The sequence below is a fragment of the Micromonospora sp. DSM 43699 genome (assembly GCF_055517075.1).
This window is the reverse complement of record NZ_JBTMMT010000039.1, coordinates 47,659-62,109: the sequence shown is the minus strand read 5'-3', so window position 1 is coordinate 62,109 and position 14,451 is coordinate 47,659. Positions and strand designations below refer to the sequence as shown.

Below are 14,451 nucleotides of genomic sequence, written 5' to 3'. Positions count from 1 at the left end.
GTGTCGACCGCCGAGGTCGACGTGGTGGAGGCGCACGGTACGGGTACGACGTTGGGTGAACCGATCGAGGCGCTGGCGATTCTGGCGACGTACGGTCGGGAGCGGGAGCGGCCGTTGTGGTGGGGGTTGGGGCTGGCGATGGCGGTGTGCAACGTGGCGGGGGCGGCGGTGGGGGCGCGGCTGGCGTTGCGCCGGGGGGCGGGGTTCGTGCGGGTGGTGTTGCTGGTGGTGGTGGCGGCGCTGGTGGTGAAGTTGGGTTACGACCAGTGGTCGGCCGGCTGAGCGTGCGGTGGCGCCCAACCGGCCCGACGGTGGGCTCAGGCGTGCCGGACGGCGGTGTCGTAGTCCAGGCGGGGCAACCGGGGGTACCAGGCGTCCGGGCCGGGGTGGCCGATGTTGACCAGGAGTAGGGACTTCCAGCTGGTGCCGGCGAAGAACTCGGCGTCGACACCGGCGGGGTCGAAGCCGCCCATGGGGCCGGCGGCGAGACCGGCGGCGCGGACGGCGAGCAGGAAGTAGCCGACCTGGAGTCCGGCGTTGAAGCGGGCCATGTTCTCCCGTCCGGTGGGGTCGGCGGCGAAGTGCTCGCGCATGCCGGGGCGGACCGGGAAGACGGTGTCGAGATGTTCGTGGAAGTCGGTGTCGGCGGCGAGGACGGCGACGACGGGGGCGGTGGTGGTCTTGGCCCGGTTGCCGTCGGCGACGTGGGTGAGTAGCCGGTCACGGCCTGGGCCGGGGCGGACGAACAGCACGCGCAGGGGTTGGACGTTCATGGCGGTGGGTGGGTACTTGGCGAGGTCGAAGATGGCCCGCAGCTGGTCGTCGCCGACGGGGGTGTCGGTGAAGGTGTTCGCGGTGCGGGCTTCGGTGAACAGCTGGGCCTGGGCGGCGGGGTCGAGGGTGATCAACTGGTCGGGCAGGACGTGGGTCATGGCTGGCCTCCGGTCGGATCGGATGTGCTGCGGCAACGATAGCAGCTAGTTTTTTCGTAGTCGCTAGGGTGAGGTGCAGACCACGTATGCTGGACAGATGACGACGTGCCCCCCTGTCGACGACGGGCCCCGCGCCTGCCCGGGGGGCCTGTCCCGCGCGTTCGCGTTCCTCGGCAAGAGATGGAACGGCATGATCCTGGGCACCCTCGCCGCCGGCCCGGCCGGCTTCGCCGAGCTGACCCGGGCGCTGCCCGGAATCAGCGAATCGGTGCTGTCGGACCGGCTGGGTGAGTTGGCCCGGGTCGACCTGGTCAGCCGCACGGTCCGGGAAGGGCCGCCGCTGGGAGTCAGCTACCAACTGACCGAACGCGGCACCGCACTGCTGCCGGCGTTGGACGCACTCGCGCGGTGGGCCGACGAGAACCTCCCCACCCGCGGTTGCTGACCGGTGCCGGTCCGCGCCGAACACGACCGTGCCGTACTGGCCGCGCTGCTGCGCCGCGATCCGGTCCTGTACGCCTACCGGTTGGGTGACCTCGACGACTTCTTCTGGCCGTACACCTCGTGGTTCCGGCGCGGAGACCAGGTCGTGCTGCTCTACCACGGGGCTGCGGAGCCGGCCCGGCTGGACGCGGTCACCGGCGCGGGTGAGGTGCTCGGCCGGTCCGACCTACCGGCGCCGTCGCCGCGCTGTGCGCCCGGCTGCGCGACAGCGTCGACCACGTGACGTTGAACGTGAAGACCGACAACGCCACGGCGCTGCGCCTCTACCGGCGGCTCGGTTTCACCCGGGTCGCCCGGTTCGGCGAGTACACGTTGACCATCGGGGCGGGCTGAGCCGCCGCCGGTCAGCGGGAGCGGCTGGGGGAGTCGAACCGGCCGGCGCGGATCTCCCGCAACGCCCGCCGCCGCACGTCACCGTGCAGGGTGTCGACGTAGAGCCGGCCGGCGAGGTGGTCGGTCTCGTGCTGCAACGCCCGGGCCAGGAATCCGCTGCCGGAGATGGTCAGCGGATCGCCGTGCCGGTCGACGCCGTGCACGGTGGCGTGCAGGGCCCGGCGGGTCGGGAAGTACAGCCCCGGGATGGACAGGCAGCCCTCGTCGTCGTCCTGGACCTCCGTCGACACCTCGATGGTGGGGTTGATCAGGTGTCCCCGGTGGCCGTCGGCGTCGTAGACGAACACCTGGGCGTCGACGCCGATCTGCGGAGCGGCGACGCCGGCCCGGCCGGGCGCACCGAGCAGGGTGTCCATCAGGTCGTCCACGAGCTGCTGCAACTCGGCGTCGAAGCGGGTCACCGGGGCACAGGCGGTGCGCAGGACGGGATCACCGATGATCCGGATGGGGCGTACGGTCATGCCCGGAAGGCTATCCGGGTGGCACCGGTGACGCTACGTCGGCGCACCGGTCGGCCACCAGGGCGGCGACGCCGTCGAGGACCCGGGCCAGACCGAACTCGAACGCCCGGGTCGGGTCGACGGCGGCCTGGTACTCCTGCCCGGCGGCGGCCCCGACCCGGGCGGCCGTCGGGAAACGGGCCGGGTCCATGACCCTCTCCAGGTACGGTGCGTGCGCCCGCCACCACTGTTCGTCGGTCAGGCCGGTGCGTCGGGTGGCCTGGGCGGCTTCGACCGCGCCGCGTACCGCGCCGTGGACGTAGGAGTCGACGAGGGTGATCACGGCGTCCATCTCCAGGTCGGTCAGGCCGACGCCCTCGACGGCGCGCAGCGCGTGGTCGTACCGGGCGGTGACCTGGGGGCCCAACGGTGGTCGGGTGGTGGCGACCTGCAACAGCCACGGGTGGCGCAGGTACAACGCCCAGGTGTCCCGGGCGAGGCGTTCCAGCCGACCCCGCCAGCCACCGGGGACGTCGGTGGGGCGGGGCGTCTCGCCGTGCACGGTGTCGAGCATGACGTCGAGCAGTTCACCCTTGCCGGGCACGTGGGTGTAGAGGGACATGGTGCCCACGCCGAGTCGTTCGGCGACCCGGCGCATGGACAGCGCGGCGAGCCCGTCGGCGTCGGCGACCTCGATGGCGGCCCGCACGATCCGGTCGACGCCGAGGTCACCGCCGCCGCGGTTGGCCCGGTCCCGGGTACGCCAGAGCAGGGCGAGGCTGCGCGCGGGGTCGCCGGTGCCGCTGTACTCGACGTGCATGCCGCCACCCTAGCCGTATGGTGTACGGCCGGTGTGTTCAGCCGGCGGCGAGCAGGGCGCGCACCGGGGCGGCCTTGGCGGCGGCCTCGGCGACCTCCGCGGCGGGATCGCTGTCCCAGGTGATGCCGCCGCCGGCCCACAGGTGCAGCCGGTCGCGGTCGGCGGCGACGGTACGGATGGTCAGACCCAGATCGAGGTGCCCGGGACCCACCCAGCCGAACGCCCCCATGCCGGCGCCCCGACCGACGGGTTCGACGGCGGCGATCAACGCCAACGCGGCGTGCTTCGGGGCACCGGTGACCGACCCCCCGGGGCAGGTGGCGCGCAGCAGGTCGGCCAGGCCCACCCCGTCGGCGAGGGCCGCGGACACGGTCGACTCGGCCTGCCACAGGTCACACCAGCGGCGTACCGCGAACAACTCGTCGACGGTCACCGAACCGGTACGGGCCACCCGGGCCAGGTCGTTGCGCTCCAGGTCGACGATCATGATGTGTTCGGCGCGTTCCTTGGCCGAAGCGAGCAGGTCACGGCGGCCGGCGGCGGTCGCCGGGCGGGTGCCCTTGATCGGTCGGGTGACGACCCGGCCGTCGTGCACCGCGACCAGGGTCTCCGGTGAGGCGCAGCCGATCGCCCAGCCGTCGCCGTGCAGGGTGCCGCCGTAGCGGGCGCCGGGCAGCCCGGCGAGGCGGGCCAGCGCGGGTCGCGGGTCGCCGCGGTATCCGGCGGCGGCGTGCCCCACCACGTTGACCTGGTAGACGTCGCCGCGGCCGATGGCGGCGCGGACGGCCCGCACCGCGTCGGCGTGCTGCCCGGCGGTCCAACTGTCCCGCCACGGCCCCACCCGCAACCCGCCTGCCGTCGGACCGGACGGGGTGGGGGTGGCGGCGTGGGCGTAGACCACCACGGCCACGTCCGGCAGGCCGGGCGTCGGGCTGACCGCGCCGACGGGTGCGCCGACCATCCGGGCGCCGGCGGCGGCGGAGACGAACACGGCGGCCCCGCAGGGACCATCGGGCCGGTGGGTCGCCGGTCGGGTCAGGTCCTCGACGGGCAACCCGTGCGCGGTGAGGAACCCGGCGGTCAGCGCGGCCGGGTCACCACCGTCGGTGACGTGCCACTCGAACCGGTCCCGCTCCACCAGCACGCTGCGGCAGCGCACCGGTACTCCCGGTACGTCGACCGACGCCATTGGGAGCGTTTCCACGCCGGGTGGACCATTCCCGCTCATCCGTTCAGCGGATTTCGGGGCGACATGACGGAAGGCCGCTCGATCCGACACGGCGTCCCTTGGTACTGTGCGTCACTGGTCATGTGAACCATGACACAGTGCCCCCACAGTCCGGAGAACCCGATGTGCCAGCACCAGATCACCTGCCCCTCCGCCGAAGCGACCGACCGGGACGCCGCCCGGGTCATCGCCTGCTTCCCCGAGCAGGGCTGGAGCCTGCTCTGCAACGGTGTCATCGTCTTCGAAGACACCGGTGAACTCCTTCCCGACGGCAGCACAATCGCCCCGCACCGCGGGCCGGCCCGACACGCCCTCGTCGCCTGACCCGCACCCGGGTCGCGTGACCTGCTCACCGAGCGTGGGCAGGCCCGACCAGGACACCCCAGGCTAGCCCCCGGGACAGGGGCCGCCCTCCCCCGGTCGCCGCACCGGGGCGGCACGTCCGCCGCCCCGGCACCGCGCCTCAGTCCTCGAACGCCTCCGGCGCCGGACACGAACACACCAGGTTCCGGTCGCCGTACGCGCCGTCGACCCGCCGCACCGGCGGCCAGTACTTCCCCACCCGGTCCACCCCGGCCGGGTACGCCCCCACCGACCGCGGATACGGGTGCGACCACCGGTCACCGGACACCATCACCGCGGTGTGCGGGGCGTTGGCCAACGGGTTGTCCCCCGCCGGCCACTCCCCCGAGGCCACCCTGTCGATCTCCGCCCGGATCGCGATCATCGCCTCGCAGAACCGGTCCAGCTCGGCCAGGTCCTCACTCTCGGTCGGCTCCACCATCAGCGTCCCCGCCACCGGGAACGACATCGTCGGCGCGTGGAACCCGTAGTCGACCAACCGCTTCGCCACGTCGTCGACACTCACCCCGGTCGCCTTCGACAACCCCCGCAGATCCAGGATGCACTCGTGCGCCACCAGGCCCTTGTTGCCCGCGTACAGCACCGGGAAGTGCTCCCGCAGCCGCACCGCCACGTAGTTCGCGGCCAGCACCGCCACCCCCGTCGCCCGGGTCAACCCCGCCGCACCCATCATCCGCAGGTACGCCCACGGGATCGGCAGGATGCCCGCCGACCCGTACCGGGCCGCCGAGATCGCCGGTGCCCCCGGCACCGGGGCAGCCGACGGATCACCGGGCAGGTACGCCGCCAGGTGCGCCCGCACCGCCACCGGACCCACCCCCGGCCCACCACCACCGTGCGGAATACAGAACGTCTTGTGCAGGTTCAGGTGCGACACGTCCGCCCCGAACCGCCCCGGCTTGGCGAACCCGACCAACGCGTTGAGGTTCGCCCCGTCGACGTACACCTGACCACCGGCGTCGTGGACCTTCGCACACAACGACGCGATGCCCGTCTCGTACACCCCGTGCGTCGACGGGTACGTCACCATGATCGCCGCGAGCGCGTCCCGGTGCTTGTCGATCTTCGCGTCGAGGTCGACCAGGTCCACGTTGCCGTCGGCGTCGCAGCCGACCACCACCACCCGCATCCCGGCCATCACCGCCGACGCGGCGTTCGTGCCGTGCGCCGACGACGGGATCAGACACACGTCCCGGTGGGCGTCCCCCCGGTCCCGGTGGTAGGCACGGATCGCCAACAACCCCGCCAACTCCCCCTGCGACCCCGCGTTGGGCTGCACACTGACCGCGTCGTACCCGGTCACCTCCGCCAACCATCCCTCCAACTGGGCGATCAGCTCCCGGTACCCGGCGGTCTGCGCGTCCGGCGCGAACGGATGCAGGTGGGCGAACTCCGGCCAGGTCACCGGCTCCATCTCGGTGGTCGCGTTCAGTTTCATCGTGCACGACCCCAACGGGATCATCCCCCGGTCCAGGGCGTAGTCGAAGTCCGCCAACCGGCGCAGATAGCGCAGCATCGCCGTCTCCGAGTGGTGACTGCGGAACACCGGATGGGTGAGGAAGTCCCCGTCCCGCACCAACGCCGCAGGCAGGGCCACCTCCGCCGCAGGCAGGGCCACCTCGACGTCCCCGTCGACCGGGTCGACCCCGAACGCCGCCCACACCGCCGCCAGGTGCGCCGCCGTGGTCGTCTCGTCACACGACACCCCCACCCGGTCGGCGTCGACAAGCCGCAGGTTCACCCCCCGCTGCGCCGCCGCCGCCACCACCCGCGCCGCCCCACCCGGCACCACCGCCGTCACCGTGTCGAAGAACGCGACGTCGGTGACGGCGACGCCACCGGCCCGCAACCCGGCCGCGAGCCGCACCGCCATCCCGTGGGTACGCCGCGCGATACGCCGCAACCCCTCCGGCCCGTGGTACACCGCGTACATGCCGGCCATCACCGCCAACAGCACCTGCGCGGTGCAGATGTTGCTGGTCGCCCGCTCCCGCCGGATGTGCTGCTCCCGGGTCTGCAACGCCAACCGGTACGCCGGCTCACCTGCCGCGTCCCGGGACACCCCGACCAGCCGGCCCGGCAACATCCGCTCCAACCCCGCCCGCACCGCCAGATAACCGGCATGCGGCCCACCGAAGCCCATCGGCACCCCGAACCGCTGCGTCGTGCCCGCCGCGATGTCCACCCCGATCCGCCCCGGCGCCCGCAGCAGCGTCAACGCCAACAGGTCCGCCGCCACCGTCACCAACGCCCCCACCGCGTGCGCGGCGTCGACAAACGGCGCATGATCCCGCACCGCACCCGACGCCCCCGGGTACTGCAGGTGCAGCCCGAAGAACTCCGCCGGCAACTCCTGCACCGCCAGGTCGACCACCCGCACCTCGATACCGAGGGGCTCGGCCCGGCCGGCGAGCACCGCGACGGTCTGCGGCAACGCGTCCGCGTCGACCACGTACACCGCGCTGCGGCTCTTCGACGCCCGGCGGGCCAGGGTCATCGCCTCCGCCGCCGCGGTCGCCTCGTCGAGCATCGACGCGTTCGCCGTGGCCAGCCCGGTCAGGTCGGTGACCATGGTCTGGAAATTCAGCAGCGCCTCCAGCCGACCCTGACTGATCTCCGGCTGATACGGGGTGTACGCCGTGTACCAGGCCGGGTTCTCCAACACGTTACGGCGGATCACCGCCGGAGTGTGCGTACCGTGGTAACCCAGGCCGATCATCGACACCGCCACCGTGTTACGGGCCGCCAACGCCCGCAGCTCGGCGATCGCCTCCCGCTCGGTGGCCGGCGCCGGCAGATCCAGGGTGCCGTGCCAGCGGATCACCTCGGGAATCGCCGCGTCCATCAGCTCGTCGATCGAGCCGTACCCGACGGCCTCCAACATGCGACGCTCATCGTCGGCACCGGGACCGATATGCCGGTCGGCGAACTGCTCTACGGTCATGCGTGCGCTCCAGACTCACGGCGAGGTCGACGGATCAACCTCCCCCTGAGTCACGCGCACGGCGCTCCACAGTGCCTGCCCGTCGCGGTCCTTCTGCCTGAGAGGTTCCGGGGAGAATCTGCCCCTTCGGCGCCGCCCGGATACAACTGGGCGATCTCTCCCGCGCGGGTGGTGTCGGCATGGTCAACGCTACCAGCGCCGCTGTTACCGGCGGATGTCGTACCCCCGGGTCAGCCCGCCACCGGCGTCGCCGCCGGCACCGGACCCGACCCGCCGCGCGCCGACGGCACGGCGGCGGCCACCCGGTCGGCCAACCCGGTCAGCACCCGCCCCAACGGGGCGTCCACCCGCAGCGCCGCATACCCGTCACCCCGGGTGGCACCCTGGTTGGCGATCACCACCGGGATGCCCAACGTCGCCGCCCGCGACACGAACCGCCGCCCCGACAACACCGTCAACGACGACCCCAACACCAACAACGACCGCGCCCCACCGACCATCGCGAAACACCGCGACACCCGCTCCGCGGGCACCGCCTCCCCGAAGAACACCACGTCCGGTTTCAGCATCCCCCCACCACAACACGTGCAGTCGACCATCCGGAACCCGGCCACCCGGTCGTCGTCGAGCTCCACGTCACCGTCCGGATTCACCACGTCGACCCTCACGTCGAACCCCGGGTTCGCCGCGACCAACCGCCGATCCAGATCCTCCCGCGACGTACGGTCACCGCAACGCAGACACACCACCGTGTCGAGCCGGCCGTGCAACTCCACCACCTGCCGACTACCCGCCGCCGAGTGCAGACCGTCGACGTTCTGAGTGATCACCCCGTCGACCAGACCCGCGGCCTGCAACCGGGCCACCGCCCGATGACCGTCGTTCGGCGCCGCCCGCGCGATCAACCGCCACCCCAGGTGACTACGCGCCCAGTACCGCCGCCGGGCCACCGGATCCCCGGTGAACGTCTGGTACGTCATCGGGGTGTGCCGACGGGCCGCACCGGTCGGCCCCCGGTAGTCGGGAATACCCGACTCGGTGGACAACCCCGCCCCGCTGAGCACCACCACCCCACCGGCGGCGACCAGCCCGGCCAACGCGTCGCTCGTCTCCGTCACCGGTCCATGCTGCCTCAGCCGACCCACCCGCGGCGACCCGAAGACACCTGCACCCGCCGCACCGGCCCCACACCCCGCGGCAGACCACACCCACCGCAGCGGATCAGCCGCCCAGCACCGCCCGCAACTGGGCGCTCGCCCCACCCGCCGCCGCCGCATCCGCCCGCAACTGCTCCGACTGCGCCGACAGGTACGCCTGCCACCGGTTCAGCTGCTGCTGCGCCGCCGCGACCGCCGCCAACGCCGCCGCATGCCGCTCCTCCAACGCCTGCAACTTCCCGGCCAACTCCGGCGACGGCCCCCCACCGGACAGCGGACCCGACCCGCCCACGTCACCGGCCCGCCGATGCGCCTCCGCCAGGATCTCCTCCGCCTGCCGCCGGGCATCCGCGATGATCTCCGCACCCTCCGCGCTGGCCTCACCGATCGTCCGGTTCGCCTCGTCCTGCGCCCGCATCGCCAACTCGACCACCATCGGATCCGGGCCCTGCGGCGCACTGCTCGGCAACGTCCCGTGCCGCAGCATCTCCACCTGACTCAGCAGCCCCTGGTTCTCCCGCCGCTGCCGCTCCAACTCCGCCGTCAACAACCCGATCCGGTCATCCGCCGACCGCACCACCGACGCCACCTCGTCGGCGGACAACCAGTGACTACCCCGGAACCGCCGCTCCTCCAACACCGACAACTGGCGGGTGATCTCACCCTGCTCGGCCCCGACCCGGTCGGAACGGTCGACGCTCATCGTGCACCTGTCCCACTGAAGTCACGCGGAGCACCGGAAACGGCCTCGGCGAGCGGCGGATAAAGAGAATGATCATAGCTCTCCGTCAGGATCTGCTCCGGTTCCACACCCGAGCGCACCAGGATCGCCACCGTCTCCCGGGTCATCTCCGGACTCCCACACACCAGGATCTCCGTGTCCGACCACGGCCCCAACCGCACCGCCGTGTCACCGGCCCGCCCGACCGCACCCCGCCAACCCCAACCCGTCTCCACCGTCGGCACGTACCGCAACCACCCCGACCCACCCTGCCAACCCGCCGCCGGCGGCATCGACGCCAACCGCGACAACGTCGGCTCGTCATACAGGTCGTCCGGAGTACGCCCACCCACCACCAACGTCGTACGCCGCCCCGCGCCCTGCTGCACCGCCTCCACCACCGCCCGCAACGGCGCCAACCCCGTCCCCCCGGCGATCAACAACAACGGCAACTGCGGCGACCTGTCGTACGACGACAACGCCGTCCCCGTCGGATGCCCCAACAACAACCGCTCACCCGCCCGCAACCTACGCACCAGATGCGTGGAGAACCGGCCCGCCGCCCGGACATGGAACTCGATCGTCCCGTCCGCCCGCGGCGCGTTCGCCGGCGACAGATACCGCCACGTCCGCAACTGCGGCACCTGCACCGGCAACGACTGACCCGGCCGGTACGCACACAGATAATTCGGACGCACCGTGAACACCACGACGTCGGCGCGCCGCCGCTCCACCGTCAACACCTCCGCCTCCCAGTGCGGCGGCGACGTCCGTTCCGCCTCCGCCGCGCCGTCGAGCATCACCTTCGCCACCAACTCGTACGCCGCCGCCCACTGCGCCCGCAACGCCGGAGTGAAGTACGGGCCGAGGAACCGCTCCAACGTCGCCAACAACGCCTGACCCACCCAGATGTAGTGCCGCTCCCCCAACGCCACCGGATTACCCCGCTGGTCCCGACCGTGGAACCGACGGTGGTCGGCACCCAACCGCTGCGCGAACGTCGTCAACGCCCCCGGATCGTCCAGACTGGTGATGATGTGCCCCAACGCCGCCAGGAGCTTGTCCTCCTGATACTGCATGTTCGTCGGAAACATCGACCGGGCCTCCGGCGCCACCACGAACAACGTGGCATAGAAATACTTCGCCGCCTCCGGCCCGGCAGCGGAGAACTGGCTCCAACTCTGGCGCAACGCCGCGTTGTCCATCCTCAGTCCTCCTGCGCGCGAGCCAGGTCATGACGCTCACGCAACGTCATCTCCACCACACCGTCCGGGTCGTAAGCGCGGTCAGCCTGCCACAGATTCGGATTCGGCACCCGGGTGTCGTAATAGCGGTGATGCACCGCGTGCAACGCCGCCCACCCCACACTCCCGTTGAGCCACGACCAGTCACCGTGCACCGGCCGACCCGCCCGCTCCTCCTGCGCACAGAACTTCATGAACAACTCCGACTCGGTGTGCGGATCGGACACCCGCACCCCCGCCACCCGGAACGAATGCAACACCGCCTGGTTCAACACCAACGCCGCATGCTCCCGCCACAGCGTGTCCTCCCGCGACGTGTCCAGCCCCAACCCCGCCGCCACCACAGGCAACTGGTCGTACCGCTCCCGGTCGCCCATGTTCCGGGTCCCGATCTCGTCACCCAGGTAATGCCCGTTGAACGGCGCGCAACTGTAGTCGACCCCGCCGACACGCAGACGCATGTTACTGATCACCGGCAGCGCATGCCAACGCAGCATCAGATCCGCGAACCACGGATGATCCGGATGACTCAACGCCACCTCCCGCACCAGCTCCCGCGGCACCTCCCACACCGTCGGCCGCTCCTGCGCCGTCTCGATCACCCACGGCAACAGGTCGAACCGCCCCGGCACCGGCGGCGGACGCCACCCCAACCGGCGCGCCGCCCGCACCATCCCCACCTGCGCCGGATCCCCCACCACCGAACCGTCAGCACGCACATGACCGCAGTAACGGACCAACTGGTCGTTCCAGATCCGCGCCCGCGGACCCACCCCCGGCCGATCCGGCGCGAACACCGTGATCACCGACTGGATACGCCCCCCGTTGTCCCCCGCCGCCAGATGCGCCGACAACTCCTGGGCGATACCCGCCGCCGTCGACACGTGCCGACGGTCCCGCACCCGCAACCCCGCCCACCGCACCCGCCCCACACACCGCGCCGACTGCCGCCACGCCACCCGCGCCCCGTACACCAGCTCCTCCCGGGTGTGCCGGTAGGAACCGGTCAACGCGATCTCCTCGCGCACCTCCGCCCACCGCGCCGCCAACCCCGACAACTGCCGTTCGGCGTACATCGACTCCAGGAACTCCGCCGCCTCCGCCGCCACGTCCACACCGGCACCGACCGGTTCAGCCGGCGGAAGTGCGGCCGTCACCGGGCAACGCGCCCCGGCGGCAAGATCGGCGACAGCACCACCGGCCCGCGCGGAACCCAGACCGACATAGTGATCAATGTGCACTTCGGTTCGTTTCCCGTCCTCGGCGGGACCACGGATGCGACCCCCGCACCATGGTCCACGCATCAGCTCGACGCCACCACCAACCATCACCCAACGTGATCAGTCGATGTCCCCCGTGATCGCCCTGGACAGGATTCCTGGCCCCACCACAGCTGTCAACAACACGACCCCACCACCGGAAATCCACAGTGGACGCCGCCACACCCCAGTCCCACCCAGGGCACCACGCCAGCCACGACCTGCATCGATGCGACAAAAATCACTACCCACCCACGAAAAAACGCCGCGACCGGAACCCGGCCGCGGCGTCCCCGACACCCCGCTCAACCCGCCCTACGCCGCGCCCGCCGCGCCGCCAGCTCGTCACCCACCACACCCGACGACGAACCCTCCGCAACCTCACCACCGGCCGGCACCGACACCCCACCACCGGCCACCGCCGGCTCCGCCGGCAGATGCGACAACGAACCCTGGATCTCCTTGAACGCCCCACCGATCGCTATCCCGAACACACCCTGCCCACCCTGCAACAGGTCGACCACCTCCTCCGGAGAACGACACTCGTACACCGTCGTCCCATCCGAGATCAACGTGATCCCCGCCAGGTCCTCCACCCCCCGCGACCGCAACGCCTCGATCGCCTTACGGATGTTCTGCAACGACACCCCGGCATCCAACAACCGCTTGACGACCTTCAACACCACCAGATCCCGGAACGAGTACAACCGCGACGTACCCGAACCCGACGCGTCCCGCACACTCGGCACCACAAGCGTCGTCCGCGCCCAGTAATCCAACTGGCGGTAACTGATCCCCGCCGCATGACACGCGGTCACACCCCGGTATCCGACCGCACCGTCACCGTCCAACGGCACCGGCGACGACACCACCGGCGGCTCGCCCCGCTCCACACCTGGCTCAGGATCCCGCGGCTCGTGCATCCCGACAACCTCCCCGTCAGTGCGGCAACCCGCCGTTTCCCACGACGTGCACCCCTCGACACGGCAACCCTAACGCCGCACCCAGGGGTTACCACGGAGAAACCGGCGCGACACGCCGCGCGACGACACACCGCACCACGGCACCGCCACCGCGACACCGACGAGAACCGGCGATCAGCCGGCGAAATCCTCCGGACGCACCTGCTCCAGGAACTCCCGGAACTTCTCCACCTCGTCCTCCTGCTCGTCGGGAATCACGATCCCCGCCTCACTGAGGACCTGCTCCGCACAACGAATAGGCGCACCAACCCGCAACGCCAACGCGATCGAATCACTCGGCCGGGCCGACACCCGCACCCCGTCACCCAGCAACAGATCAGCGTAGAAGACGTTCTCCTTCAACTCCGTGATCTCCACCGCCTGCAACGGCGCCTTCAACGCCGCCAGCACGTCCCGCAACAGATCATGCGTCAACGGCCGGGCCGGTTTGACCCCCTGCTGCTCGTAGGCGATCGCCGTGGCTTCGACCGCACCGATCCAGATCGGCAGATAGCGGTCGCCCTCGACCTCCCTGAGCAGGACGATCGGCTGGTTGCTGGGCAACTCCACCCGAACCCCGACCACGCTCAGCTCGCGCACCGCCGCCTCCGTGTCGTTGTCACCTACACCCGCCGCGCCCTGTCCCTGCACGGTACACGGACCGCGACACGGCCGTCCCATCCGCACCAGCACACACCACGCGCCAGAAAAGGGATTACCCCGGCAAGCCTACGGCACGCTTCCCGGGGCAGAACCTTCCGCACACCTCACCGACCCAACGTCGACCGCAACCCCACCCGCACCAACGCCGCGTGCAACTGCTGCGACAACGCCACCAACTCCCGCGCCGTCTCCGCCGCCCGCGCCCGCGCCGCCGGATCCGACTGCCGCGCCAACGGCGCCACCAACTGCGCGAACAGGCCGACCTCACGATCCGCCGACGACCGGTAACCCCGCAGATGCCGAGGCTCCAGGCCGTACGCCGCCAGCCCCGCCACCGCCTGCGCGATGATCAACGCATCCGCGTCATACCACCCCGGCGGATCCGGCACCAACACACCCAGCCGCTCCAACTCACCCAACGTCGACTCGGCGATCCCACTACGCGCCACCAGATCGGCCCGCCCGAGCCGCACCTGCGACTCAGGCTCCTCCACCGACCGGCCCGGCACCTCACCACCGGGACCCACCGCCACCAACGTCGGACGCTGACGACCCGGCGCCTCGTCGCCACCGTCCCACTGCGCCAACTGCTCGCGAATCACCCGCAACGGCAGATACTGATCCCGCTGCGCCGTCAGCACGAACCGCAACCGGGACACATCGTCCCAGCTGTACTTCCGGTAACCCGCCGCCGTCCGCTGCGGCTCCACCAGACCCTCGGCCTCAAGGAACCGCAACTTCGAAATCGTGACGTCCGGAAACTCCACCCGCAGCTGACCCAACACCTCACCGATACTCATCAGCGGGTGCGACCGGGCCGC

The 14,451-nt window shown here is 71.2% G+C and carries 16 protein-coding genes, 1 pseudogene and 1 riboswitch; of the genes and pseudogenes, 5 read left to right on the top strand and 12 right to left on the bottom strand.

Annotated features, from left to right (window positions below):
- A pseudogene (locus AC0AIB_RS19390) lies at positions 1-282 on the top strand (hypothetical protein); the annotation flags it as partial.
- A 35-nt stretch (positions 283-317) separates the two neighbouring features.
- On the opposite strand, the gene AC0AIB_RS19385 reads toward AC0AIB_RS19390, so the two are convergent.
- Complete coding sequence (locus AC0AIB_RS19385; protein WP_328347060.1) at positions 318-932, bottom strand: malonic semialdehyde reductase; 615 nt, start codon at positions 930-932, stop codon at positions 318-320.
- A 97-nt stretch (positions 933-1,029) separates the two neighbouring features.
- Between AC0AIB_RS19385 and AC0AIB_RS19380 the strand changes: the two genes are divergently transcribed.
- The 3 genes from AC0AIB_RS19380 to AC0AIB_RS19370 are packed head-to-tail and all read left to right on the top strand — an operon-like array spanning position 1,030 to position 1,769.
- A complete protein-coding gene (locus AC0AIB_RS19380; protein ID WP_328347062.1) occupies positions 1,030-1,377 on the top strand; it encodes a winged helix-turn-helix transcriptional regulator in 348 nt (115 codons plus the stop codon).
- 3 nt (positions 1,378-1,380) lie between these two features.
- A complete protein-coding gene (locus AC0AIB_RS19375) occupies positions 1,381-1,659 on the top strand; it encodes a hypothetical protein (RefSeq protein WP_465097194.1) in 279 nt (92 codons plus the stop codon).
- Positions 1,656-1,769: an N-acetyltransferase gene (locus AC0AIB_RS19370; protein ID WP_328347066.1), complete on the top strand. Its 114-nt coding sequence runs from the start codon at positions 1,656-1,658 to the stop codon at positions 1,767-1,769. The genes AC0AIB_RS19375 and AC0AIB_RS19370 overlap by 4 nt, the downstream gene beginning before the upstream one ends.
- Positions 1,770-1,780: 11 nt before the next feature.
- On the opposite strand, the gene def is transcribed toward AC0AIB_RS19370, so the two are convergent.
- From def to AC0AIB_RS19355, 3 genes are read right to left on the bottom strand one after another with little or no spacing between them, the layout of a single operon-like run.
- Entirely contained in the window at positions 1,781-2,290 is a 510-nt protein-coding gene (gene def / locus AC0AIB_RS19365) for a peptide deformylase (protein WP_328347068.1), read from the bottom strand.
- Between the two features lie 10 nt (positions 2,291-2,300).
- A complete protein-coding gene (locus AC0AIB_RS19360; protein ID WP_465097193.1) occupies positions 2,301-3,089 on the bottom strand; it encodes a TetR/AcrR family transcriptional regulator in 789 nt (262 codons plus the stop codon).
- A gap of 37 nt (positions 3,090-3,126) precedes the next feature.
- The gene (locus AC0AIB_RS19355) at positions 3,127-4,317 is read right to left on the bottom strand and encodes a chorismate-binding protein (RefSeq protein ID WP_465097192.1); all 1,191 of its coding nucleotides are present in this window, start codon (positions 4,315-4,317) and stop codon (positions 3,127-3,129) included.
- Between the two features lie 123 nt (positions 4,318-4,440).
- Between AC0AIB_RS19355 and AC0AIB_RS19350 the strand changes: the two genes are divergently transcribed.
- Positions 4,441-4,641, top strand: a complete 201-nt coding sequence (locus tag AC0AIB_RS19350) for a DUF5999 family protein (protein WP_067311530.1) — start codon at positions 4,441-4,443, stop codon at positions 4,639-4,641.
- Between the two features lie 139 nt (positions 4,642-4,780).
- On the opposite strand, the gene gcvP is transcribed toward AC0AIB_RS19350, so the two are convergent.
- From gcvP to ftsR, 8 genes are all read right to left on the bottom strand, one after another.
- Complete coding sequence (gene gcvP, locus AC0AIB_RS19345; protein WP_328347078.1) at positions 4,781-7,624, bottom strand: aminomethyl-transferring glycine dehydrogenase; 2,844 nt, start codon at positions 7,622-7,624, stop codon at positions 4,781-4,783.
- A 75-nt stretch (positions 7,625-7,699) separates the two neighbouring features.
- Positions 7,700-7,797, bottom strand: a riboswitch (glycine riboswitch).
- A gap of 57 nt (positions 7,798-7,854) precedes the next feature.
- Complete coding sequence (locus tag AC0AIB_RS19340; protein WP_465097191.1) at positions 7,855-8,742, bottom strand: NAD-dependent protein deacetylase; 888 nt, start codon at positions 8,740-8,742, stop codon at positions 7,855-7,857.
- A 103-nt stretch (positions 8,743-8,845) separates the two neighbouring features.
- A complete protein-coding gene (locus AC0AIB_RS19335) occupies positions 8,846-9,484 on the bottom strand; it encodes a hypothetical protein (RefSeq protein ID WP_328347082.1) in 639 nt (212 codons plus the stop codon).
- Positions 9,481-10,707: a globin domain-containing protein gene (locus AC0AIB_RS19330; RefSeq protein ID WP_328347084.1), complete on the bottom strand. Its 1,227-nt coding sequence runs from the start codon at positions 10,705-10,707 to the stop codon at positions 9,481-9,483. The genes AC0AIB_RS19335 and AC0AIB_RS19330 overlap by 4 nt, the downstream gene beginning before the upstream one ends.
- Positions 10,708-10,709: 2 nt before the next feature.
- Entirely contained in the window at positions 10,710-11,903 is a 1,194-nt protein-coding gene (locus tag AC0AIB_RS19325; protein ID WP_328347086.1) for a nitric oxide synthase oxygenase, read from the bottom strand.
- 407 nt (positions 11,904-12,310) lie between these two features.
- Positions 12,311-12,928 (bottom strand): MerR family transcriptional regulator, encoded by a 618-nt coding sequence (locus tag AC0AIB_RS19320; protein WP_328347088.1) that lies wholly within the window; start codon positions 12,926-12,928, stop codon positions 12,311-12,313.
- 174 nt (positions 12,929-13,102) lie between these two features.
- Positions 13,103-13,567, bottom strand: a complete 465-nt coding sequence (locus AC0AIB_RS19315; RefSeq protein ID WP_130401049.1) for a bifunctional nuclease family protein — start codon at positions 13,565-13,567, stop codon at positions 13,103-13,105.
- Positions 13,568-13,734: 167 nt separating this feature from the next.
- Positions 13,735-14,430: a transcriptional regulator FtsR gene (gene ftsR / locus AC0AIB_RS19310; protein WP_328348793.1), complete on the bottom strand. Its 696-nt coding sequence runs from the start codon at positions 14,428-14,430 to the stop codon at positions 13,735-13,737.
- Positions 14,431-14,451: the final 21 nt, after the last annotated feature.

What these genes read in the sequence shown, in the direction of transcription:
- AC0AIB_RS19360 (WP_465097193.1), bottom strand. Translation starts at nt 3,089, where the DNA reads ATGCACGTCGAGTACAGCGGCACCGGCGACCCCGCGCGCAGCCTCGCC.
- AC0AIB_RS19385 (WP_328347060.1), bottom strand. Translation starts at nt 932, where the DNA reads ATGACCCACGTCCTGCCCGACCAGTTGATCACCCTCGACCCCGCCGCC.
- def (WP_328347068.1), bottom strand. Translation starts at nt 2,290, where the DNA reads ATGACCGTACGCCCCATCCGGATCATCGGTGATCCCGTCCTGCGCACC.
- AC0AIB_RS19335 (WP_328347082.1), bottom strand. Translation starts at nt 9,484, where the DNA reads ATGAGCGTCGACCGTTCCGACCGGGTCGGGGCCGAGCAGGGTGAGATC.
- ftsR (WP_328348793.1), bottom strand. Translation starts at nt 14,430, where the DNA reads ATGAGTATCGGTGAGGTGTTGGGTCAGCTGCGGGTGGAGTTTCCGGAC.
- AC0AIB_RS19355 (WP_465097192.1), bottom strand. Translation starts at nt 4,317, where the DNA reads ATGAGCGGGAATGGTCCACCCGGCGTGGAAACGCTCCCAATGGCGTCG.
- AC0AIB_RS19380 (WP_328347062.1), top strand. Translation starts at nt 1,030, where the DNA reads ATGACGACGTGCCCCCCTGTCGACGACGGGCCCCGCGCCTGCCCGGGG.
- AC0AIB_RS19320 (WP_328347088.1), bottom strand. Translation starts at nt 12,928, where the DNA reads ATGCACGAGCCGCGGGATCCTGAGCCAGGTGTGGAGCGGGGCGAGCCG.
- gcvP (WP_328347078.1), bottom strand. Translation starts at nt 7,624, where the DNA reads ATGACCGTAGAGCAGTTCGCCGACCGGCATATCGGTCCCGGTGCCGAC.
- AC0AIB_RS19330 (WP_328347084.1), bottom strand. Translation starts at nt 10,707, where the DNA reads ATGGACAACGCGGCGTTGCGCCAGAGTTGGAGCCAGTTCTCCGCTGCC.
- AC0AIB_RS19350 (WP_067311530.1), top strand. Translation starts at nt 4,441, where the DNA reads ATGTGCCAGCACCAGATCACCTGCCCCTCCGCCGAAGCGACCGACCGG.